The sequence below is a fragment of the Staphylococcus sp. GDY8P126P genome, assembly GCF_017891965.1.
Taxonomy (GTDB): domain Bacteria; phylum Bacillota; class Bacilli; order Staphylococcales; family Staphylococcaceae; genus Staphylococcus; species Staphylococcus saprophyticus.
This window is the reverse complement of the sequence record NZ_JAESKG010000002.1, coordinates 170,881-194,144: the sequence shown is the minus strand read 5'-3', so window position 1 is coordinate 194,144 and position 23,264 is coordinate 170,881. Positions and strand designations below refer to the sequence as shown.

Sequence of the window (23,264 nt, the reverse complement as noted above, 5' to 3'; positions counted from 1 at the left end):
TTAGTTCGATAACGTGATAAAGGAGTTATGCTTTGTGATAAATGCAGTTGTTATAGCCGTTGTACTGATGATTGTCTTATGTTTATGTAGATTAAATGTAGTTATTAGTTTATTTGTCAGTGCACTTGTAGGTGGATTAATAGCGGGTATGAGTGTTTCTGAAATTGTATCCGTATTTGGTAAAAATATAGTAGATGGTGCAGAGGTGGCACTTAGTTATGCATTGCTTGGTGGGTTTGCAGCATTGATTTCTTATAGTGGTATTACTGACTTCTTAGTGAATAAAATTATAGATGGAATTCATGCAGAAAACAGTAAGATGTCACGAGTTAAAGTGAAAATCATTATTATCATTGCTTTACTTGTCATGAGCATAATGAGTCAGAATTTAATTCCCGTACATATTGCATTTATTCCAATTGTCATACCTCCATTAATTAGTTTATTTAATGAACTTAATGTGGACAGAAGACAAATCGCTATTATCATTGGTTTTGGTTTGTGTTGGCCTTATGTATTATTACCTTTTGGTTTTGGTCAAATTTTCCACCAAATCATACAAAATGGCTTTACCAAAGCACATCACCCAATTGAGATGGGTATGATTTGGAAGGCTATGATTATCCCATCGTTAGGTTATATTGTTGGGTTGATATTAGGTATTTATTATTATAGAAAACCAAGAAAATATATCCAACATAAAAAAATTAAAAATAATGATTCAATTGTCATCAAACCTTACGTACTTATAGTAACTGTGATTTCAATCTTAGCTACTTTTTTAGTACAACTCGTTACGGATTCAATGATATTTGGCGCGCTCGCAGGTGTGCTTGTATTCTTTGTTTCAAGAGCGTATAAATGGACGGAATTGGATAAACAGTTTGTTGATGGAATCAAAATTATGTCATTTATCGGCGTAGTCATATTATCTGCAAATGGTTTTGCAGGTGTAATGAATGAAACAGGGGATATCAGCAAATTAGTGGATAGTCTAAGTGGTGTTGTAGGAGACAATAAATTATTGAGCATTATTGTTATGTATATTATTGGATTAGTGGTCACATTAGGTATAGGTTCTTCATTTGCCACAATACCGATCATTGCCACATTGTTTGTGCCACTAGGAGAGTCATTAGGTTTAAGTACGATGGCGCTTATTGCATTAATAGGTACTGCGAGTGCCTTAGGTGATTCAGGGTCACCAGCGAGTGATTCAACACTTGGACCGACAGCAGGTTTAGATATTGATGGACAGCATGATCATATTAGAGATACATGTATACCTAATTTTGTGTTCTATAATATACCATTGATTATTTTTGGAACAATTGCAGCTATGATATTATAGTATTAATTCTATGCAAATGAGGTGTACGTTATGGAAAATATGCTAGATGCTTTAGATATTAAAGTAGAAAAGCAAGAACGTGGATTAATGGTGATGTCAATGCCGGTAACAGATAAGGTGAAACAACCTTTTGGCTATTTACACGGTGGTGCGAGTCTTGCGCTCGGAGAATCTGCTTGTTCTATGGGAGCTGCTTATTTAATCGATACTGAAAAGTATGTTCCCCTTGGATTGGAAATGAATGGTAACCATATTGGTTCAACAACCGAGGGAACCATATATGCGACAGCAACAATTATTCATGAAGGAAAAACAACACAAGTTTGGAATATAGATATTAAAGATGACACAGATAGATTGATTTGTGTGATGCGTGGAACGATTGCGATTAAACCGCTTAAACGCTAAAAGATATTTTACAATAAAAATTGAAAAACAAACACAAATCATTTTATTTTCTAATCAAATCATAGCAATAATAATGAAAGCGTCCGAGACAAAATACATGTCTTGGACGCTTTTTTATATTTCAGGATTCAAGTAAATCAATATATTTAGATGACATAGTTTTATGTTTTAAATAAATGTGGCGTCGTTTGAAGTTGTCTTTTCATAGACTTCTGAAATACGTAAAGCAGCTTCTCGTCCGCCCATAATATTTCTAGCAAATAGACCTAATTCCAAATCAGCTAAGCCGCCACTGACAAAAAGATTTGGCAGCCATTCTAAATTAGCATTAATGGATGGCAAACCACAGTGAGTAATGGGGGCTTGGTAACTATCGACAAGTTGTTTGATCACTGGCTGTTGCATGATACTTTCTTTAAAACCCGTAGCAAGTAGTAAATGGTCATAATACATACAATATTGTTTCGTATGTATAGCATGGTTGGCTATATCTGTGATTTCATTTTTATGAATGATTAAGCGACCTTGTGCAATATATTTTTTTAATCTTAGTTCCAGTTCTTTTGGCATAGAGCCTTTGTGTCTTTCTTGTTTAATCAAATTAAAGCGCGCCTTTGAAGATGTCATTTGGCTAAAGTATTTCATATTTTTGGGGCCTAACCAGCCTGGATCAGCATCAAAGTCATGTATGGTAATGTCTTTTTTCATCCATAAATGTATTGGTTCAGTGTTATTCTTTTTTAATAATTTTAATGTAAGGTGTGCAGCAGAAATGCCACTACCTATAATGTGAGATGCATGATGGGTCAAACAATGCTCGTTTTGAAATATATGCGTAACATCTGGTTGATTATGGAATAATTCAGGTATAAAGGGGTCATGATTGCAACCAAATGCGATAACTAAATGTGTTGATTTGATCCATTGATTATGACACAGTATGTGCCATTGCGATTGTACGCGTTTAATTTGAGAAACAGTACCCTGAACGTGACAATCATTTAAATTGTAGCTATGTATTAAATCGTGTGTATGTTCCATAAAGATGTCGCGATTCGGTCTCTTATATGGACCATATGAAGCATGGGTGTATTGTTTTTTCTTACCATACTGTTTTAAGTGAAAAGGGTCGGGATGTACATGATGTACACATGGTGAGCGTAAATAAGGCATATCAATGCTTTTTGTGAAATGATCAAATTGCTCACACAAATTGGTATGTGGGTCTATAATTGTTAACTTTGTGCAATCTAGACCAAGCGATCTTAATTTGATTGCAATTGTCACGGCGTGGATGCCACCGCCGATAATTGTCCATGATGACAAATAAAAACACTCCTTTTTTAATCGTAATAATTACGATTTAATATATCATGGACTGCTAACGATGACAATAGTATGTTATAAACATTTTTGAACATTTACATGCATCTTATTACGACTAGACAAAGTGTCGATGCATAGATGCGTAATTTGAGCACGAGCATTTTAGTTCGATACATAACTTTGATAACCATGCGATGCGTGGTCAAGTGCATAAGATTTTAAAAACAAAGAGGGGAATGGGACAGAAATCAAATTTTTTAATAGAGATTTCGTAGTCCCACCTATGCAATCAAGGCAACGATGATTAGGATAAAGGTTTACCTGAGCTAACGCTCATGTATAAGTCTCACTAGCATTTTTATGTGACATACCTCATATACTTTTGCATAAGAACTACTCATTTTCATAAAATAAGTAATTCTTTAAAGCAGTGAGACTTTACATTTTCAATTCAGTCATATACTGCCTAAACGAAAAAGAGTCTGAGACAACTATTTATGTCCCAGACTCCTCAATTTTAAGAATAGGTATATTCCAAGTTCTAAAAATACCCTGTATTATAATTTTGTATTTTTTAAATCTTTTTTGATTTCATCGTGCTTCGTTCTTTTTGAAGCGGGTGTATTTAAATTATATGCAGATTTAATAATAAGGTGACTGGCTAATGGTCCGGTAATTAAAATAAACAAGATACCGACGATTAATTGCATATTAACGTACCCTTCACGTCCAATAAAGAATAAGAACACACCACTGATTAATAACATTGCGCCTAATGTTGCAGCTTTACCTGCCGCGTGCGCTCTAGCATAGACATCATCCAGACGTAAGATACCAATGGCAGCAAGAGCACTGATGAGTGAACCTATTATAACCAAGATAAGCGCTATGCTAATGACGATCGTTGTTATCATGTTCAATCACCTTACCTTTATCCATATACTTAGCAAATACTGCTGTACCAAGGAATGCAAGTATACCTATTAATAAAATAGCAACCATCATATATTTAGTACCTAAGAAAATACTAAATAAGGCGACAATGGCCATTAATTGAATACCCATCGCATCGAGTGCAACAACCCTATCAGCTAGAGAAGGGCCGATAATTACACGAACTAACATGCCTAGCATTGACAACGCAATGATAACTAATGCAATTACTAATATGATATTATAGTTCATTCATTTTCTCCTACCTCTCTGACCACTTTTTCAAGGGAAGACTTGATGCTTTCAACTTCTTCTTCTTTCGTACTGAAATCGATACTATGAATATAAATTTTTGTCCGATCATCACTAATTCCTAAAACAATTGTACCAGGCGTTAGTGTAATTAAATTGGACAGTAATACAATTTGCCAATCTTTTTTTAAATCTGTGTTGTAAGTAAAGAATGCAGGTTCATTATCAATGTTAGGTTTAACGACAATACGTATGACATCGATATTGGCTTTGATGAGTTCTATTAAAAATACAAAGAAAAGTTTTATGATTTTATATACTGTAATGAGATAAAATCTACCCGGTAATACACCACGCATGATATAAACTAAAAGTAATGCGAATAAATAGCCTAAAATGAAGTTATTAAAATTATAACTACCTGTAACAAATAACCAAAATACAGATAAAATTAAATTCACTAATATTTGAATCGCCATTTTATTTTCCCCCCAATACGCTGTCAGTGTATACACTTGGATTGTAAAACGTTTCTGCTGCATCTTTAATGATTGGTTGTAACCAATCTGCAGAAAGTCCAAATATTACAGAAATAACGACAGCAACAATGGATACAGTAAGAATCCCTTTATATTGTAATTTAGGATTTACCTGATAACCTTCTGATTTACCGAAGAACCCTTGTAAAAAGATTCGTATCACAGAATAAAGTACAACCAGACTTGAAAGTAAGACTACAATACCACTTAAATAAAATCCTTTTTCAAAAGTAGCTTGAACGATATAGTACTTACCATAAAATCCACTAAGAGGGGGAATACCAGCTAGACTAAGTGCTGCTATAAAGAAAGTCCAACCTAGCACTGGGTAGTCTTTAATAAGACCGCCATATTTACGTAAGTCATGTGTTTTTGTAATTTTATACATGACACCAATTAGGAAAAATAAGGCTGCTTTGATTAACATATCATGTAGCGTATAGTAAATCGCGCCCATCATACCAGTTTGATTCATCATCGCTACACCGACAAGAATGACACCTACAGCAATCATGATATTATAGAGTATGATTTTTTTAGTATCAAAGTAACTTATGGCGCCAACACAACCAAAGATGATTGTGAGTAGGGCGAGAAACAGTATAGTATAGAATGAAAAGTTCGATGTATCTCTAAAAAATAGGCTGGCAGTTCTAGCAATGGCATATATGCCTACTTTAGTTAATAAGGCACCGAAGAAGGCAATAATTGCAATAGGTGGTGCGTAATAAGCACCTGGCAACCAAATATACATTGGAAAAGCACCAGCTTTTGTAGCAAATACAAAGATAAATAAAATAAATATAATGGTTACAATGCCACTATCTTGTGATGGTAGTTGACTTAACTTTTCGCTGATATCAGCAAGGTTCAACGTGCCTACTACCGAATAAAGCATAGCTACAGCAATAACGAAGAATGCTGAAGAAGTCACATTTACAAGAACATATTTAATCGTCTCACTCAATTGTACTTTTGTGCCGCCAATAACTAAGAGAATATAGGAAGCCATCAAGAATACCTCGAAGAATACGAACAAGTTAAATATATCGCCGGTAATAAATGAGCCTATGACTCCAGTTAGCATAAACATAACAGCGAAGTAATAGTAATATGTTTCGCGTTCAATACCTACAGATTGATAGGAATATAAAATGATGAGCATTGTGACGATGAGGCTTGTGATGACAAGTAATGTACTGAATATATCAAGTACAAAGACAATACTATAAGGTGCATCCCATGAACCAAGCTCTAAAGTAATTGGACCATCTTTTAAAACATTATTTAAATTAATAAAAGCGAATATTAAAGTTAATGCCGTACCTGCTAAGGCAACATAACGTTTGATTTTAGGACGTTTACCAATGAAAATGAGTGCGATAATAGTAATCATTGGTATGACGAGTAATGAAATGATTAAGTTACTCTCTATCATCTTCTAGCACTCCTTTCATACTTTCTACGTTGTCTGTGCCTAATTCTTTATAACTTCTAAAAGCAAGTACTAAGAAAAACGCTGTGACTGAAAATGAAATAACAATAGCGGTTAAAATTAATGCCTGTGGTATAGGATCAACGTAAGAAGTAATACCTTTCTCATATATAGGTACTTCACCTTTTTTTAAACCGCCCATTGTAATTAAAAATAAGTTTGCAGTATGTGTTTGTAATGTAGTCCCAATAATAATGCGTATCAAACTCTTAGAAAGAATGAGATAGACACTCATTGCAGTGAGAATACCACATACGAAAATCATCAATATTTCCATTACTCATTCTCTCCAATCGATAAGATTATAGTCATTACTGTACCTACAACTGCACACATAACACCTAAATCAAAGAAAGTAGCTGTGTGCATCTCCATTGGTGGTAAAATACCTAATGGAATTTCAAACGGCGTATGCGTGAAGAAGTTTTTATTATAAAACCAACTTGCCATTGGTGTTGCTAAACAAAATAATAAGCCGATACCGATTAATATTTTAAAATCCCAAGGGAATATCTTACGCATTGTTTTAATATCAAAAGCGACCGTAATAATAACGAGGGCACTTGATAACAATAGACCACCAACGAAACCACCACCTGGTGTATAGTGTCCGGCCAAGAATAAAGATAGACCAAACATTACTATGAGGAAGAAGATAACAACTGCTGAATATTGAAAAATTAAATTATTCTTCTGTCTGTTCAACGTTTTTACCCCCTTCATCAGATTTATCATTTTTCGCACGTAATTTAATCATGGTATAAACACCTAATCCAGCAATACCCAACACGGAAGACTCAAATAATGTATCGGTACCACGGAAGTCAACCAATATGACGTTAACCATGTTTGTACCATGTGCTAAGTCATAGACATGCGTTTTATAAAATTCTGCGATAGAACCGAAGTGTCTGTTACCATAAGCGATTAATCCAAGTACGGTAACGACAATACCAGCACCAACAGAAATAACAATATTAACCAATTTGAATGAACGTGTTTCTTTATGTCTATTTAGATTAGGTAAATGATAGAAACATAATAAGAATAATGCAGTAGAAATGGATTCAACTACAAATTGTGTAAGTGCTAAGTCTGGCGCACCGAAGAAAATAAAGAATATAGCAACAGAATAACCGACAGCACTGGCCATAATTATACTGAATAGTCTGGATTTAGCGAAAATAATCATTGAAGCTGCTGTAATAATGAGCACTACAATAATTAATTCGAAAGGACGTATCGCACTGACATCTTTAAAATCAATATTGAAAGGTGTAACTAATAATGTAACTAAGGCAATAACAATGAGAGATGCAAAGATAATGACTAAATTATTACGTGTGAATCCAGTAACATACGTATCTGTAAATTTGCTAGAGTATCTAGGTGTTACATCTCCAAATTTGTTATACCAGTAATTAATTGTCAGTTTAGTTGGTTGTTTTTGTAATAAATAAATCCAATAACTGAATGTAATGATTAATACAATACCAACAATATAAATGCCTAATGTAGAGAAGAAGGCTGGTGTAAAGCCATGGAACATATGAAATTCCGCTGTCGAATTTGTTGTTTGACCAATTGCATTCACCGCGGGTTCTATAATAGAACCTGAAAGTATCGCAGGGAATAACCCAAATACGATAACTAAAATGGCTAAAATTGACGGAGAAATGAGCATTAATGGTGAAACTTCATGTGCTTTTTTAGGTAATTTATCTTCTTTATAACTACCTAAGAAAATTTGGCCAATAAACCTTACTGAATATACAAATGTAAACACACTACCGATAATAGCGGTAATTGGAATTAAAATACCGAGTGTATCTAAACTAAATAAGTTTACATTAGTAACTTCGATCATACTTTCTAAAAATTTTTCTTTAGATAAAAAACCATTAAATGGCGGTATGCCTGCCATACTTAAAGAAGTGATTAATGTGATGGTAAACGAAATAGGCATAATGGTTAATAAACCGCCCAGTTTTTTGACATCACGGGTACCAGTTGAATGGTCAACAGCACCAGTAATCATAAATAGTGCACCTTTAAAGGTAGCATGGTTAATCAAGTGGAAGATGGCTGCCGTAAATGCTGCGATGTAAATTTGACTTTCAGCACCTTCAAAATGAAAGCTTACTGCGCCTATACCGAGCATTGCCATAATCATACCTAGTTGAGATACAGTAGAAAATGCGAGTATCCCTTTCAAATCTTGTTGTTTTGTTGCATTTAATGATGCCCAAAATAGTGTGATGAGGCCAACAGCAGTCACTGTCCAAATCCAACCTTGAGACACTGCGAATATAGGTGTCATACGTGCCACTAAGTAAAGCCCAGCTTTAACCATAGTTGCTGAGTGAAGATATGCACTAACAGGCGTTGGTGCTTCCATCGCATCTGGTAACCAAACATAAAATGGAAATTGTGCAGATTTAGTCATTGCACCAATTAATACCAGAATCATAGAGAAAATAAAAAATGGACTTGTTTGGATTTCTGAGGCATTACTTATCAATTCTTGAATACTTGTTGTTCCACCGGCAATGGAAAGTAAGATAATACCACCCAAAAGTGATAAACCGCCAAATACAGTAACGAGCATTGATTTTTGTGCTCCGTAAATTGAGGCTTGTTTATCACGCCAAAATGAAATAAGAAGGAAACTTGAAAATGAAGTTAATTCCCAGAATAAATATAAGATAATTAAATTATCTGATAATACAATACCTAACATTGCACCCATAAAAAGCAATAGGTAACAATAAAAATGTCCTAATTGCTCTTGTCGACTTAAATAGCTTATAGAATACAGTATAATTAAACAGCCAATGCCAGTTATAAGTAAACTGAATAATAAACCAAGACCATCTACATACAAATTAAAGTTCATACCAAAATGCGGCATCCAATTTGCTTTTTCCATAATGGTATTGCCTGACATCGTTGTTGAAATATATGATAAAAAATATATAAATAAGACGACGGGGATAGGTAACACAAACCATCCTAAATGTATCCGTTTATAGAACCGATATACAAATGGAATAATGAGTGCAAATATCAACGGTAATAGTACCGCTATATGTAACAAACTCATTATATTATCCTCCTTTTAAAATTTATTATAAATTCATTATACATGAATTGAAGAGTTCTGAAAAACGTGTTTAAGCCTTGAAGGACTTGAAATATATGTGTTGTTAAATAAGAAGAAACACGGTATTTTTATTCAAAATTTTGTTTATATTGAAGTGAATAATCTGCTTTGAGAGGCTGTAGATTTTCAAGCGACATTGTTGCGTGCAATGTATTTTCAGCTTTTAATTTTTCTTCTAAATGTGTAATAGCTTGTTGTAAAGATACTTTATATGGTAATGGTTCTACATTAAAAGGTCTTAAATGAGATTTTTTAGTGTAACGCTTTTCATATTGACTCAGTGCTTTTCTTTCGTGAAAGAAAACATTTTCTGTTTCTGTTGGATTATGCAAATCCCCTTGTTTAGGGTGTTTAATGACTTGTTCAACTTGTACGAGTACTTGATTTTCATCTTCTTCCTTAATGGTAACGCCGTAACTGCCAGTTTTATGTGAAAAACGATATAACATGATTCATTCCATCCCTTCTTTTATGTTAGAATACATATATCATCTTAACATGAAATGGAGAATAAAAATGACGAACTATCCTCAGTTAAATACAGAAATTAACGGTAATGAAATTAAATTGATTATGCACACAAATAAAGGAGATATGACCTTTAAACTATTACCTGATGTAGCACCAAAAACTGTAGAAAATTTTGTGACACATGCGAAAAATGGTTACTATAATGGTGTAACATTCCATCGTGTCATTAATGATTTTATGGTACAAGGTGGCGACCCAACAGCTACAGGTATGGGTGGAGAAAGTATTTATGGTGAACCTTTTGAAGATGAATTTTCAAAAGAAGCCTTTAATATTTATGGTGCGTTATCTATGGCAAATGCTGGTCCACATACGAATGGTTCACAATTCTTTATAGTACAAATGAATGAAGTACCTGAATCAATGTTGAGTCAGTTAGCTGACGGTGGTTGGCCAGAGCCAATCGTTAAAGCATATGCTGAAACGGGTGGCACACCATGGTTAGATCAAAAACATACAGTGTTTGGTCAACTGATTGAAGGTAAGGATACTTTAGAAGACATAGCAAACACTAAAGTAGGGCCACAAGATAAACCATTACATGATATAACAATCGATTCAATTGAAATAGTCGAATAATACGAATGACATTGTAAATTAAAGTACGAATTGAAAGCCTAGATCAACCCAATAAATCGTATGGGTATATCTAGGTTTTTTTTATCGACGAATTTTAAAGGCATAGACATCGTTGGCAGTAATATATCAATGCAATAATAATCAGCGTGGCATACGTATGTTTTATCCATTGCTGTAATCATGATGAACCACTGATTTATGTCTGCCTATGAATGAAATGTGAAATTTTTCTACTATAATATTAGTGCCATCGTATAATGTATGCTATTATAATAGTGTTAAGAAAAACGAAATAAGGGGTTATCACGTTGAATAATCACTATAAAGTAGGTCAACATGTCAAAGTTCGTGTGACTGGTATTCAACCGTATGGCGCTTTTGTAGAAACCCCTGACAATGCTGAAGGTTTAATTCATATTTCTGAAATTATGGATGATTACGTCCATAATTTAAAAAAGTTTTTATCAGAAGGGCAAATTGTAAGAGCGAAAGTGATTTCAATTGATGATGAAGGTAAACTGAATCTTTCTTTAAAAGATAATGACTATTTTAAAAATTATGAACGTAAGAAAGAAAAACAGTCAGTGTTAGATGAAATTAAAGAGACCGAACGATATGGGTTTCAAACAATTAAAGAACGCTTACCGGTTTGGATAAAGCAGTCCAAAAACGCGATTAAAGATGAGTAATTTATCTTTTGAAAAAGCTGCCATTTCATGATTGAAATGGCAGCTTTTTTGTTTATAACATTTTAGTAAATATGACAATAAAGTGAGTATTTGTTTTAAAGTATGCGAATATGGCTATACAAAAATATATGCGTGAGCATATTTATTTTAAATTAAAACTGAGGTAGCTAAAATAAAAAAGTATTAAAAATTATCCAAACTTTTTAAAAGTACATTTAGGAGGAACAGTAAACATGAATCAAAAATTCCAACCATTATTTGAAAAATTAACTTTACCGAATAAAGTTGAATTAGATAATCGTTTTGTATTAGCGCCATTAACACATGTATCATCTAATGATGATGGCTCTATTTCTAATGAAGAAGTCGTATATATGGAACAACGCTCAAAAGATGTAGGATTAGCCATTTCCGCAGCGAGTAACGTTACCGATTTAGGAAAAGCATTCCCTGGTCAACCATCTGTTGCACATGATTCGAATTTAGAAGGTTTAAAACGTTTAGCGCAAGCTATGAAGAAAAACGGTGCTAAAGCAATTGTTCAAATTCATCACGGTGGTGCACAATCATTACCTAATTTAACACCGGGTGGAGATGTTGCTGGACCTAGTCCGATTTCAATGAAAAGTTTTGGTGAGCAAGAAGAACACCATGCACGTGAAATTACAGTAGATGAAATTAAAGAAACAATTAAAGCATTTGGAGAGGCAACGAAGAGAGTCATTGATGCTGGATTCGATGGCGTAGAAATTCATGGTGCCAACCATTATTTAATTCATCAATTTGTTTCACCTTATTACAACCGTCGTGATGATGAATGGGGAGAAGACCGTTTGAAATTCGCTTCAGAAGTGATTGATGAAGTAACCGAAACGGTTAAAAAGTATGGTAGTAAAGATTTTATTGTTGGCTATAGACTTTCACCAGAAGAAGTAGAATCTCCAGGTATAAGCATGGAAATTACTGAAACATTGGTTAAGCATTTAATTGAAAAACCATTAGACTATCTACATGTATCATTAATGGATATACATTCTAAAACACGTGAAGGTAAATATAAAGGTCAAGAACGTGTACAATTATTATTAGAATGGATGGACGGCCGTATGCCATTAATTGGAATTGGTTCAATCTTTACTGCTGATCAAGCAATTGAAGCAATTGAGTCTACGAAAGTTGATCTTATTGCTTTAGGTAGAGAAATATTACTAGATCACAACTTTATTAGTAAAATTAAAGACGGTAAAGAAGATGAAATCATTTCACAATTTGATCCTGAAAGAAAAGATAGACATCATTTACCACCAAATTTATGGGATCAATTCAATCGAGGATTCTACCCATTACCAAGAACAGATAACAAATAAATAACACATTTGAACGCATAAATTTTCTGATGAATGAATCCAGAAGATTTATGCGTTTTTTACGAATATAATGCTTAAACATACAATTAAATTTAAAAATAATAATAGTTAATTTTATTTTTAAATTTAAGGAAATTTTCTTGTAATCATAGTTAGGGTTGTGTCATTATATATGTAAGGGCTTACATAATTTTGACAATTGTATATATGAATTTAACAATACAAAAAATAGCGTATTTAAGACGTTGAACAGTGATTGAGTAAGCTGTTTTAGAAAATAGTTTCAGTTCACGTGTAAATACGTTATGCTATGAGTGAGTATTGCTTAGGAGTCATTTTTGCTCTTAAATTTTTACAAAGGGGAGATATCATGTCAAGATCAGAAGAAATCATTGAAGTAACAAATCATTATGGTGCACAAAACTATGTACCACTTCCAATTGTTATCTCGGAAGCGGAAGGCGTATGGGTCAAAGACCCTGAAGGAAATAAATATATGGATATGTTATCTGCATATTCAGCTGTAAACCAAGGTCATAGACACCCTAAAATTATCCAAGCTTTGAAAGAACAAGCGGATAAAGTTACATTAGTTTCACGCGCTTTCCATAGTGAAAATCTAGGTGAATGGTATGAAAAAATTTGTAAGCTTTCTGGCAAAGCAAAAGCTTTACCGATGAACACTGGTGCGGAAGCAGTTGAGACTGCATTAAAAGCAGCACGTCGTTGGGCTTATGATGTTAAAAATATACAACCAGATAAGGCAGAAATTATTGCTTTCAATGGTAACTTCCATGGTCGAACAATGGCGCCTGTTTCCTTATCGTCTGAACCTGAATACCAACGTGGGTATGGCCCGTTATTAGATGGTTTCCGTAAAGTAGATTTTGGCGATATTGAGGCTGTTAAAGCAGCAATTAATGAAAATACTGCAGCTATTCTGATTGAGCCGATACAGGGAGAAGCAGGTATTAATGTACCTCCAGAAGGTTATTTGAAACAAATTAGAGAATTATGTGATGAGCATAACGTTTTATTTATCGCTGATGAAATTCAAGCTGGTCTTGGACGTTCAGGTAAATTATTTGCAACAGATTGGGATAATGTAAAACCGGATGTTTATATTCTAGGTAAAGCTTTAGGTGGCGGTGTATTGCCAATTTCAGTGGTATTAGCAGATGAAGAAGTATTAGGTGTATTCACACCTGGTTCACACGGATCAACATTTGGTGGTAATCCACTTGCTTGTGCAGTCTCAAATGCAGCGCTAGATGTCATTATCGATGAAGATTTACCAGGACGTTCTTTAGAGTTAGGTGATTATTTTAAATCAGAATTAGAAAAAATAGACCACCCAGCAATCAAAGAAGTACGTGGACGTGGATTGTTTATCGGAATTGAACTTAATGAAGCAGCAAGACCATTCTGTGAATCTTTAAAAGAGCAAGGTTTATTATGTAAAGAAACGCATGATACGGTAATTAGATTTGCACCACCACTTATTATTTCTAAGGAAGAATTAGACTTTGCATTAGACAAAGTTAGAAGTGTTTTTGAGTAAATTCACATTTCTGTAACATATGTTCTGAAACCCCTTTAAAAAGGTAAATCTTATGTTACAATTATCATGAAAGCGAAATCATTAGTAACGAAAAAGAGGCGAAATGAATCATGACTGAGAATAATAATTTAGTTACTTCTACGCAACAAATTATTAAGGAAGCATTGCATAAATTGGGATTTGACGATGGTATGTATGATTTGGTAAAGGAACCTTTACGTTTCCTACAAGTTAGAATTCCTGTACGTATGGATGATGGTACTGTACAAACATTTACTGGTTATCGTGCACAGCATAACGACGCTGTTGGACCAACAAAAGGTGGGGTTCGTTTCCACCCAGACGTTGATGAAGAAGAAGTTAAAGCATTATCAATGTGGATGACATTGAAATGTGGCATTGTAGATTTACCATACGGTGGTGGTAAAGGTGGTATCGTGTGCGATCCACGTCAAATGAGTATTCATGAGGTAGAGCGTCTATCTCGCGGATATGTTCGTTCAATTTCTCAATTTGTTGGACCGACAAAAGATATTCCAGCACCAGACGTATTTACAAACTCTCAAATTATGGCATGGATGATGGATGAGTATAGTTCGCTAGATAAATTTAACTCTCCAGGGTTTATCACTGGTAAACCGATTGTATTAGGTGGTTCACAAGGACGTGACCGTGCTACTGCACTAGGTGTTGTCATTGCTATCGAACAAGCGGCACAAAGAAGAGGACTAAATCTTAAAGGTGTGCGTATTGTCATCCAAGGATTTGGTAACGCTGGTAGTTTCTTAGCTAAGTTCTTGTATGATATGGGTGCAACAATTGTTGGGATTTCAGATGCGTATGGTGCATTACATGATCCAGAAGGTTTAGATATTGATTACCTATTAGATAGAAGAGATAGTTTTGGTACGGTTACGAACTTATTTGATGAAACAATTTCAAATAAAGAATTATTTGAAATTGATTGTGATATTTTAGTTCCTGCAGCCATTGCGAATCAAATTACTGAAGACAATGCTCATGATATTAAAGCTGATATTGTTGTTGAAGCGGCAAATGGACCAACTACACCAGCTGCAACACGCATATTAACTGAACGTGATATTCTACTCGTACCTGATGTATTAGCAAGTGCTGGTGGAGTTACAGTTTCATACTTTGAATGGGTGCAAAATAACCAAGGTTATTATTGGACTGAAGAAGAAGTTAACACGAAAATGCGTGAAAAGCTTACAACAGCCTTTGACACAATTTATGAATTATCTCAAAATAGAAAAATTGATATGCGCTTAGCTGCATATATTGTAGGTGTTAAACGTACGGCAGAAGCTGCACGTTACCGTGGTTGGGCATAAGCCAATACAGATATAACAAAAACGACAATTGCTGTTTTTATCAGCAATTGTCGTTTTTTCGTATGTTGTTTAATGGATTTAAAAATAAAGGAATAAACAAAAATTAATATTTATTCTGTTCTCCTTCATTTATTACTTGTTTGTATAGATCTGGATAATTTGTAAATACACCGTCAACACCATAATGATTCAATCGCTTCATATCTTCTGGGTCATTAACTGTAAATGGGTGTACAAGTAAACCAGCTTTTTTAAGATTTTTAACATTTTGTGTTGTTAAATCAGAGGCTTCAGGACCTACACCAATTGCATAATTTCTAATTTCATTAAAATCTTGCTGAGATAAAGCTAATAATTCACCTTTATCAAGTAAACGGATTAATGGCACATTTGAGTTTAGTTTCTGCATTTTAAGTAAACTTTCTTGTGAAAAAGATTGTACTAAAACATGACCATTATTAAGTGATTGTTTATTTAACATATGATGTTTATTAAGGGAATCCAATAATTTTTCTTCCATACCTGGATAAACATCAGGCGATTTTGTCTCAATGTAGTAATTAGCTGATGTTCCATAACGCTCTAAAATTTCATCTAGGGTTGGAATTTTTGCACCTTTATAATTTGAATTAGCATATTGCGGATTTTGACTATTAAATTTACTGCCTGCATCTAATTGTTTTAATTCTTTTAATGTATATTGATCCACTCTACCTGTTCCATTTGTTGTACGATCTACTGTTTCATCATGCATTGCAACTAAATGGCCATCTTTAGTCATCTGTAAATCAATTTCTATGTATGAGGCACCTATGGCATTATGACTCTTATCATATGAGAAAAAAGTATGTTCCGGTGCATAGCCGCTCGCACCTCTGTGTGCAATTGTCGTGAATTTTTCGGCTGTCAAATTTTGTACTTTCTTTTGGCTTTGTTGTGATTGATTACTAGACCCGCTTTGTTGCTTTGTAGTGTTTGACTGTTCCGTATAGGTATTACCGTTTCCCGAAGCTTCAATAAATGATGAAGTACACAAACCCGATAATGTTAAAGCAGTTATACTAGAAACGATTAGCTTATGTGTATGTTTCATAATGACGACACTCCTTAATATGAACTATATACTCACAGTACATAAAAAAGAGGGGGATGAGAATAGAATTTACAGTATTATAATTCAAAATAAATAAAATTAATTTTAAGCTTACAATTTTAAAAGAAATATATAGTTATAGAATCTAAAGTGAAGACAATGGAAACTTTTAAAATAAAGATGAAACTGAACCCCAAATTTCTAATAGAGTTTTCCTAGTCATCTATTACCTAATTGAAGAAGAGTCTGGAACATCTATTTTTGTCCCAGACTCTAACTATTATATGCGACCTAATGACATATTAAAAATCTATGCATGTTTAGTCATTGAGTTGTTTATGAATGATATCGAGTTGTTGTTGTACCGATGATTGACCCGTCGAACCGTAACTAATTCTTCTGCTTACACAATTTTCTGGTTTTAAATAATCATAGATATCCGCTTCTATCAGTTCATTTGTACTCTGATATTGTTCTAAAGGTACATCTAATAAATATATATTATGTTGAATAGACCAAAGCACAATTTTACCAACAACCTCGTGTGCGCTCCTAAAAGGGACACCTTTATTCACAAGATAGTCTGCGAGTTCAGTCGCATTTGAAAAATCATTGTATACCGTTTGTTGTAGACGTTCGACATTAACGGTCATTGAATCTATCATACCGTCAAATATGCGTAAGGATCCTTTTAAGGTGTGAACGGCATCAAATAATCCTTCTTTATCTTCTTGCATATCTTTATTGTATGCTAAAGGTAGACCTTTGAGTGTCATCAACATACTCATCAAGTGACCAGTTGTACGTCCAACTTTGCCTCTTATAAGTTCAGCCATATCTGGGTTCTTTTTTTGAGGCATAATGGATGAACCAGTTGAAAAAGCATCTGATAAGATAATAAAATTTGCTTCAGCTGAAGACCAAAAAATAATTTCCTCAGCAAAACGTGACAAATGTACCATCGTTAATGAAATATTGTGCAATGTTTCAACAATATAATCTCTATCACTCACGGCATCCATACTATTTTCATATATGGCACTAAAATCCAAAAGTGATTGCGTTTCATGACGATCAATCGGATAGGTAGTACCACTTAATGCGGCCGCACCTAAAGGAGAAATATCAATGCGTTTTAAACTATCTTGAAAACGTGATTTATCTCTTTCCAACATCCAATAATAAGTTAGTATATGGTGCGCGAATGAAATAGGTTGTGCTCTTTGTAAATGTGTATAACCTGGCATAATAGTGTTAATATGCGATTCAGCAGTATTTACAATTGTATGTTGAAATTGTGTAATTAATTCAATCAAAGCATTGACTTCAGCTTTTGTATAGAGATGCATATCTGTAGCAACCTGATCATTTCTACTACGACCAGTGTGTAATCTACCTCCAGCATCACCAATACGCTTAATTAATTCATGTTCAATATTTAAATGAATATCTTCTAACGAAGCATCCAATTCTAAATTATCTTGTTCATAATCCTTCAATATAGCATTTAAACCTTCAATAATTTGGTCGCAGTCTGAATCTGTAATGATATCTTGTTTCGCTAACATTTTTGCATGTGCAATACTCCCTTGCACATCATACTGAATTAACGTCTTATCGAAGTGGATAGAGGCATTGAATTCATCAACCCAATCCTCAGGTTGCTCGCTAAATCTACCACCCCATGCTTTATTGCTCATCTTTATAGCCACCGTGTAACATTGAATTGACTTTTGTAGGTAATCCAAAGATATCAATAAAACCAACTGCAGATTCTTGATTAAATGCGTCTTCTTTTGTATAAGTTGCTAATTTTTCGTTGTATAACGTATAAGGTGATTGTCTACCATTGACGATAGCATTGCCTTTGTACAATTTAAGACGTACATCACCAGTAACGTGTGCTTGTGTACTATCAACAAATATTTTTAAACTATCTGTAAGCGGAGAGAACCATAGGCCATTATATATTTGTTCAGAAAATTGTTTTTCAATAACTGGTTTGAAATGTGCAACATCTTTTGTCAGTGTAATTGTTTCTAGCGCTTTATGTGCATTCATAATTACTTCTGCTGCGGGTGTCTCATAGACTTCTCTTGATTTAATACCAACGAGTCTATTTTCTACGTGATCTATTCTACCAATCCCATGTTTACCTGCGAGTTTGTTCAATTCTAAGATGAGTTCACTTAATTTATAAGCTGTGCCATCTAAAGCGACAGGGATACCTTTTTCAAAAGAGAGTACAATTTCTTCGGCTGCATCTGGCGCGTCTTCTAATTCGTTTGTTAAATCATATGCATCTTTTGGTGGTGCAGCATAAGGATCCTCAAGAATGCCACATTCATTACTTCTACCCCATAAATTTTGGTCAATTGAATAAGGAGAATCATGTTGAATAGGGACTGGAATATTATGCTTAATTGCATAATCGATTTCTTCTTCACGGCTCCATGCCCATTCTCTTACTGGTGCAAATACTTTTAATTCAGGGTCTAATGCTTTAATTGCAACTTCAAAACGTACCTGGTCATTTCCTTTACCTGTACATCCATGCGCAATACCTACTGAGTTTGTTTTGCTAGCAATTTCAACGAGTTTTTTTGAAATTAAAGGTCTTGATAATGCTGATACTAAAGGATATGTTCCTTCATACATTAGATTGCCTTTGATTGCATACGATACATAATCTTGGCTGAATTCTTCTGTAGCATCAATAATATGACATTCTATAGCCCCCATATCTAATGCTTTTTGATGTACTAATTCTAAATCTTTACCCTCACCGACATCTAAGCAACATGCAACCACATCATAACCTTTATCTAATAACCATTTAACTGCCACACTAGTGTCTAAACCACCTGAATATGCTAATACGATTTTCTCTTTCATACTGCCACCTCATTTAATTTGATTGAATTTGTCTTTTTTATGAATTTGATATGGATAGTATAGCAGATTATGAATGAAAATAAAACCATTATTTTACATAAATATGCATATAATATTTTGATCTTTAGTATGAAAATTGATTTATATGTCTTTAAATATGAATTTATGTTATAGGAAGGGGAAATGTAATGTATATAATAGTGAATAAATTATAAAGCTCATTATTCTTGGATGATAAGGTTTAACTATTATTTTTGATAAACGATAGGCTAGTTGTTTGAATAGTCAAAATAAACTTAGTAAAATAATAATGAAATTAAAAACACTGGAGGCAATTCAATATGACGCATATTCAATTAGATTATGGTAAAACTTTAGAATTTTTTGGCGAACATGAACTACAACAACAAAAAGATATAGTTAAATCAATTCATAATACTATCCATAAAGGTACTGGCGCAGGCAGCGACTTTCTTGGTTGGATTGATCTTCCTGTTGATTATGATAAAGAAGAATTCTCACGTATTTTAGAAGCTTCAAAACGTGTCAAAGACAACTCGGAAGTATTCGTAGTTATTGGTATTGGTGGTTCTTATTTAGGTGCACGTGCTGCGATTGAAATGCTAACTTCTTCATTTAGAAATAGCGATGAATATCCTGAAATTGTATTTGTTGGCAATCACTTATCATCTACTTATACTCAAGAATTAATAGATTATCTAGACGGTAAAGATTTTTCAGTAAACGTTATTTCTAAATCTGGTACTACGACTGAACCAGCCGTATCATTCAGATTGTTTAAACAACTTTTAGAAAATAAATATGGTAAAGAAGAAGCGAAAAAACGTATCTTTGCTACTACAGATAAAGAAAAAGGTGCATTGAAGCAATTAGCTACAAATGAAGGTTATGAAACATTTGTAGTGCCTGATGATATCGGTGGCCGTTATTCAGTATTGACAGCTGTTGGTTTATTACCAATTGCAGTTGCTGGTATTGACATTAAAGCAATGATGGAAGGTGCAGCGAAAGCACGTGAAGAATTGTCATCTGAGAATTTAGAAGATAATATTGCTTATCAATATGCAACGATTCGTAACGTTTTATATGCAAAAGGTTATGATACAGAAATGTTAATTAACTATGAACCATCAATGCAATATTTCAATGAATGGTGGAAACAATTATTTGGTGAATCTGAAGGTAAAGACTACAAAGGTATTTATCCATCAAGTGCAAACTACACAACAGATTTACACTCACTTGGACAATATGTACAAGAAGGTCGTCGTTTCTTATTTGAAACTGTTGTTAAAGTAAATAATCCAAAACATGATATTACGATTGAAGAAGATAGTGATAATTTAGATGGTTTAAATTATTTAGCTGGAAAAACAATCGATGAAGTAAATACAAAAGCGTTTGAAGGTACATTATTAGCGCATACTGACGGTGGTGTACCTAATATCGTTGTAAATATACCTCGTCTTGATGAAGAAACATTTGGTTACGTTGTTTACTTCTTTGAATTAGCTTGTTCAATGAGTGGTTACCAATTGGGTGTTAATCCATTTAACCAACCTGGCGTAGAAGCATATAAACAAAATATGTTCGCTTTATTAGGTAAACAAGGATTTGAAGATAAAAAAGAAGCATTAGAAAAACGTTTATAATATTTTCTAGTAGTTTGAAGTTAGATTGCTTACATTAAAATATGTAATGACAATGAAAAAGAGTGTGACGTTTATAGCGTCGCACTCTTTTTATGCATTTTTATCGTATGCATAAATCTAATACATGATAGCAAGCTCATTCTTGAGACCGATTTATCACATGCTGAATACTTTATAGTTTTAAATAAGCAACTTTACACTTATAATTATATAGAATAGTTATAATGAGGGTTGATTTAATGACAGAGGAGCAAGTACAGCATTGGTTTGATATGTTTGGTAGTTTAGGTTATATTGCAGGTTTCCTGCTACCTTTTATTGAAGCTTTTATTCCGATTTTACCAATCATTGTGTTTATCATTGTAAACGTCAATGCTTTTGGGTGGTTTATAGGTACTGTATTAGCTTGGGCTGGGACAGTTGCAGGGAGTTATATTGTCTTCTTGTTTTTCAGAAGATTAAATAATACAAAGTATATGAAAAAGGTTCAGCAACGTACTTCTGTGCAGAGGTTGATTCATTTTATCGATCGAAGAGGCGTTATTCCTATCTTTATTTTAATGTGCTTTCCATTTACACCAAGTGCACTCGTAAATATCGTTGCAAGTATGTCCCATATTAAAGCGCATGCTTATCTAACTGTGCTGATTATTTCTAAGTTTATCATGATTGGACTCGTTGGTTGGTTAGGCAATGATATTACGACTTTATTCTCTAATCCAACACGATTGATTACAATTGTGGTTGTCATTATCATCGTTTGGTTCGTTGGAAGGAAGATTGAGAAACATTTTATGAGTTCGTCGGAGGAGTGACAACTTGCGAAAAATATTAAAACATTTGATTTCAATTATAATTGCGATTATTATAGTACTGTTGATTCAAGCTTTTGTTATTACTGGTTCGGTGGTGAAAGATAATACAATGTCTCCGAATCTAAAGGAAAATGATCGTATATTTGTAAATAAAATACAATCAACATTTGATTTGTTAGATAATAATGATATTATAATGTATCGTAATGGTGATGATATTCAATATAGTAGGATTATTGGCAAACCTGGGCAGTCGATTGCTTTTAAAGGCGGTAAGCTTATTAGAGATGATAGGCAAGTTGATGAACCTTATACCCAAAACAGCATAGAAAATTTATCACTTAGGGATATAAAAAATTCTGAAAGTGATATCATACCACCAAATGCTTATTTTGTGCTCAATGATCAACGTACGAATAAGCATGATTCTAGGACATTGGGCTATATTAAGAAAGAAGATATTATCGGTAATGTTAGTATGAGATATTACCCATTTAAAAAATTCACGGTAGACTTCAATTAAATAGACGAGGTGTAAAAATTGAGAAAAGAGATAATCGAATGGATTGTATCCATTGTAGTAGCAGTTGCATTAGTATTGCTGATTGTTAACTTTGTGGCTAAACCGTATACAGTTAAAGGTGACTCTATGGATCCGACATTGAAAGATGGAGAACGTGTGATTGTAAATTTATTTTCTAAAAATTTAAGTGGCATTGAAAAAGGAAATGTTGTTGTATTCCATGCTACAAAAGAAAATGATTATGTAAAACGTGTGATTGGTACAGAAGGTGACAACGTAGAGTACAAGAAAGATGAATTGTACGTTAACGGTAAAAAAGTAGATGAACCTTACTTGGATTATAATAAGAAGCATAAACAATATAATTACATTACAGGAAGCTTTGAAACTAAAGATATCAATCAAGTAGATGAAAAGAATAAAATTCCTAAAGGTAAGTTGTTAGTGTTAGGAGACAACCGTGAAGTAAGTAAAGATAGTCGTTCGTTTGGTTTAATTGACGAAGATCAAATAGTCGGTAAGGTATCATTCAGTTTCTGGCCACTAAATGAAATGAAATTTGGATTCAATCCTGATACAGATTATGGAAAGTAGATAAATTGTGTAAGAGATAGAACGCTCGTACCAATAGATGATTTCATTGTCTATTACAATAATTAAAAAATGAACTGTAGACCAAGTAGGTTTCCAGTTCATTTTTTATATTTTAAGTTTGT

Annotated in this window: 23 protein-coding genes; 11 read left to right on the top strand and 12 right to left on the bottom strand. The window is 33.6% G+C overall.

Going from position 1 to position 23,264, the window contains the following annotated elements:
• Window positions 1–34 precede the first annotated feature (34 nt).
• Window positions 35–1,351 (top strand): Na+/H+ antiporter family protein, encoded by a 1,317-nt coding sequence (locus KA893_RS03375; RefSeq protein ID WP_037538895.1) that lies wholly within the window; start codon window positions 35–37, stop codon window positions 1,349–1,351.
• Between the two features lie 30 nt (window positions 1,352–1,381).
• Window positions 1,382–1,759: a hotdog fold thioesterase gene (locus KA893_RS03370; RefSeq protein WP_002483808.1), complete on the top strand. Its 378-nt coding sequence runs from the start codon at window positions 1,382–1,384 to the stop codon at window positions 1,757–1,759.
• Window positions 1,760–1,927: 168 nt separating this feature from the next.
• On the opposite strand, the gene KA893_RS03365 is transcribed toward KA893_RS03370, so the two are convergent.
• The 9 genes from KA893_RS03365 to kapB all read right to left on the bottom strand — a co-directional run bounded on the left by KA893_RS03365 (window position 1,928) and on the right by kapB (window position 9,919).
• Window positions 1,928–3,085 (bottom strand): NAD(P)-binding domain-containing protein, encoded by a 1,158-nt coding sequence (locus tag KA893_RS03365; protein WP_115343880.1) that lies wholly within the window; start codon window positions 3,083–3,085, stop codon window positions 1,928–1,930.
• Window positions 3,086–3,642: 557 nt separating this feature from the next.
• Window positions 3,643–3,999 carry a Na+/H+ antiporter subunit G1 gene (locus tag KA893_RS03360; protein WP_011303519.1) on the bottom strand — a complete coding sequence of 119 codons (357 nt, stop codon included), beginning with the start codon at window positions 3,997–3,999 and terminating at the stop codon, window positions 3,643–3,645.
• On the bottom strand, window positions 3,977–4,270 hold the full coding sequence (locus tag KA893_RS03355; RefSeq protein WP_194375904.1) for a Na(+)/H(+) antiporter subunit F1: 294 nt from the start codon (window positions 4,268–4,270) through the stop codon (window positions 3,977–3,979). Before KA893_RS03355 ends, KA893_RS03360 begins: the two co-directional genes overlap by 23 nt.
• Window positions 4,267–4,749 (bottom strand): Na+/H+ antiporter subunit E, encoded by a 483-nt coding sequence (locus KA893_RS03350; protein WP_194375905.1) that lies wholly within the window; start codon window positions 4,747–4,749, stop codon window positions 4,267–4,269. The genes KA893_RS03355 and KA893_RS03350 overlap by 4 nt, the downstream gene beginning before the upstream one ends.
• A 1-nt stretch (window position 4,750) precedes the next feature.
• Window positions 4,751–6,247 carry a Na+/H+ antiporter Mnh1 subunit D gene (gene mnhD1, locus KA893_RS03345; RefSeq protein ID WP_002483803.1) on the bottom strand — a complete coding sequence of 499 codons (1,497 nt, stop codon included), beginning with the start codon at window positions 6,245–6,247 and terminating at the stop codon, window positions 4,751–4,753.
• Window positions 6,234–6,581, bottom strand: a complete 348-nt coding sequence (gene mnhC1, locus KA893_RS03340) for a Na+/H+ antiporter Mnh1 subunit C (protein ID WP_002483802.1) — start codon at window positions 6,579–6,581, stop codon at window positions 6,234–6,236. Before mnhC1 ends, mnhD1 begins: the two co-directional genes overlap by 14 nt.
• Entirely contained in the window at window positions 6,581–7,009 is a 429-nt protein-coding gene (gene mnhB1 / locus KA893_RS03335) for a Na+/H+ antiporter Mnh1 subunit B (protein ID WP_011303515.1), read from the bottom strand. The genes mnhC1 and mnhB1 overlap by 1 nt, the downstream gene beginning before the upstream one ends.
• Window positions 6,990–9,407 carry a Na+/H+ antiporter subunit A gene (locus tag KA893_RS03330; RefSeq protein ID WP_037538891.1) on the bottom strand — a complete coding sequence of 806 codons (2,418 nt, stop codon included), beginning with the start codon at window positions 9,405–9,407 and terminating at the stop codon, window positions 6,990–6,992. The genes mnhB1 and KA893_RS03330 overlap by 20 nt, the downstream gene beginning before the upstream one ends.
• Window positions 9,408–9,535: 128 nt before the next feature.
• Window positions 9,536–9,919 carry a sporulation phosphorelay system protein KapB gene (gene kapB, locus KA893_RS03325; protein WP_348634468.1) on the bottom strand — a complete coding sequence of 128 codons (384 nt, stop codon included), beginning with the start codon at window positions 9,917–9,919 and terminating at the stop codon, window positions 9,536–9,538.
• Window positions 9,920–9,983: 64 nt separating this feature from the next.
• Here kapB and KA893_RS03320 point away from each other — a divergent pair, with 64 nt between their 5' ends.
• The 5 genes from KA893_RS03320 (at window position 9,984) to KA893_RS03300 (ending at window position 15,549) form a co-directional block, all read left to right on the top strand.
• Window positions 9,984–10,577: a peptidylprolyl isomerase gene (locus tag KA893_RS03320; RefSeq protein ID WP_002483798.1), complete on the top strand. Its 594-nt coding sequence runs from the start codon at window positions 9,984–9,986 to the stop codon at window positions 10,575–10,577.
• 308 nt (window positions 10,578–10,885) lie between these two features.
• Complete coding sequence (ygs, locus tag KA893_RS03315) at window positions 10,886–11,266, top strand: S1 domain-containing post-transcriptional regulator Ygs (protein WP_002483797.1); 381 nt, start codon at window positions 10,886–10,888, stop codon at window positions 11,264–11,266.
• Between the two features lie 233 nt (window positions 11,267–11,499).
• On the top strand, window positions 11,500–12,633 hold the full coding sequence (locus tag KA893_RS03310) for an NADH-dependent flavin oxidoreductase (protein ID WP_002483796.1): 1,134 nt from the start codon (window positions 11,500–11,502) through the stop codon (window positions 12,631–12,633).
• 370 nt (window positions 12,634–13,003) lie between these two features.
• On the top strand, window positions 13,004–14,194 hold the full coding sequence (locus KA893_RS03305) for an ornithine--oxo-acid transaminase (RefSeq protein WP_002483795.1): 1,191 nt from the start codon (window positions 13,004–13,006) through the stop codon (window positions 14,192–14,194).
• A 110-nt stretch (window positions 14,195–14,304) separates the two neighbouring features.
• A complete protein-coding gene (locus KA893_RS03300; protein WP_002483794.1) occupies window positions 14,305–15,549 on the top strand; it encodes a Glu/Leu/Phe/Val family dehydrogenase in 1,245 nt (414 codons plus the stop codon).
• A 103-nt stretch (window positions 15,550–15,652) separates the two neighbouring features.
• Here the strand turns inward: KA893_RS03300 and KA893_RS03295 are convergent, their stop codons facing one another.
• From KA893_RS03295 to KA893_RS03285, 3 genes are all read right to left on the bottom strand, one after another.
• Window positions 15,653–16,642: a glycerophosphodiester phosphodiesterase gene (locus tag KA893_RS03295; protein WP_069821847.1), complete on the bottom strand. Its 990-nt coding sequence runs from the start codon at window positions 16,640–16,642 to the stop codon at window positions 15,653–15,655.
• 320 nt (window positions 16,643–16,962) lie between these two features.
• Window positions 16,963–18,342: an argininosuccinate lyase gene (gene argH / locus KA893_RS03290; protein ID WP_194375906.1), complete on the bottom strand. Its 1,380-nt coding sequence runs from the start codon at window positions 18,340–18,342 to the stop codon at window positions 16,963–16,965.
• Window positions 18,332–19,537: an argininosuccinate synthase gene (locus KA893_RS03285; protein WP_210125583.1), complete on the bottom strand. Its 1,206-nt coding sequence runs from the start codon at window positions 19,535–19,537 to the stop codon at window positions 18,332–18,334. The genes argH and KA893_RS03285 overlap by 11 nt, the downstream gene beginning before the upstream one ends.
• 341 nt (window positions 19,538–19,878) lie before the next feature.
• On the opposite strand from KA893_RS03285, the gene KA893_RS03280 reads away from it, so the two are divergent.
• The 4 genes from KA893_RS03280 (at window position 19,879) to lepB (KA893_RS03265) (ending at window position 23,142) form a co-directional block, all read left to right on the top strand.
• Window positions 19,879–21,210 carry a glucose-6-phosphate isomerase gene (locus KA893_RS03280; RefSeq protein ID WP_002483790.1) on the top strand — a complete coding sequence of 444 codons (1,332 nt, stop codon included), beginning with the start codon at window positions 19,879–19,881 and terminating at the stop codon, window positions 21,208–21,210.
• Between the two features lie 239 nt (window positions 21,211–21,449).
• On the top strand, window positions 21,450–22,025 hold the full coding sequence (locus KA893_RS03275) for a TVP38/TMEM64 family protein (protein WP_011303507.1): 576 nt from the start codon (window positions 21,450–21,452) through the stop codon (window positions 22,023–22,025).
• A gap of 4 nt (window positions 22,026–22,029) precedes the next feature.
• A complete protein-coding gene (gene lepB, locus KA893_RS03270; RefSeq protein WP_002483788.1) occupies window positions 22,030–22,548 on the top strand; it encodes a signal peptidase I in 519 nt (172 codons plus the stop codon).
• An 18-nt stretch (window positions 22,549–22,566) separates the two neighbouring features.
• Entirely contained in the window at window positions 22,567–23,142 is a 576-nt protein-coding gene (gene lepB, locus KA893_RS03265; RefSeq protein ID WP_011303505.1) for a signal peptidase I, read from the top strand.
• Window positions 23,143–23,264 lie beyond the last annotated feature (122 nt).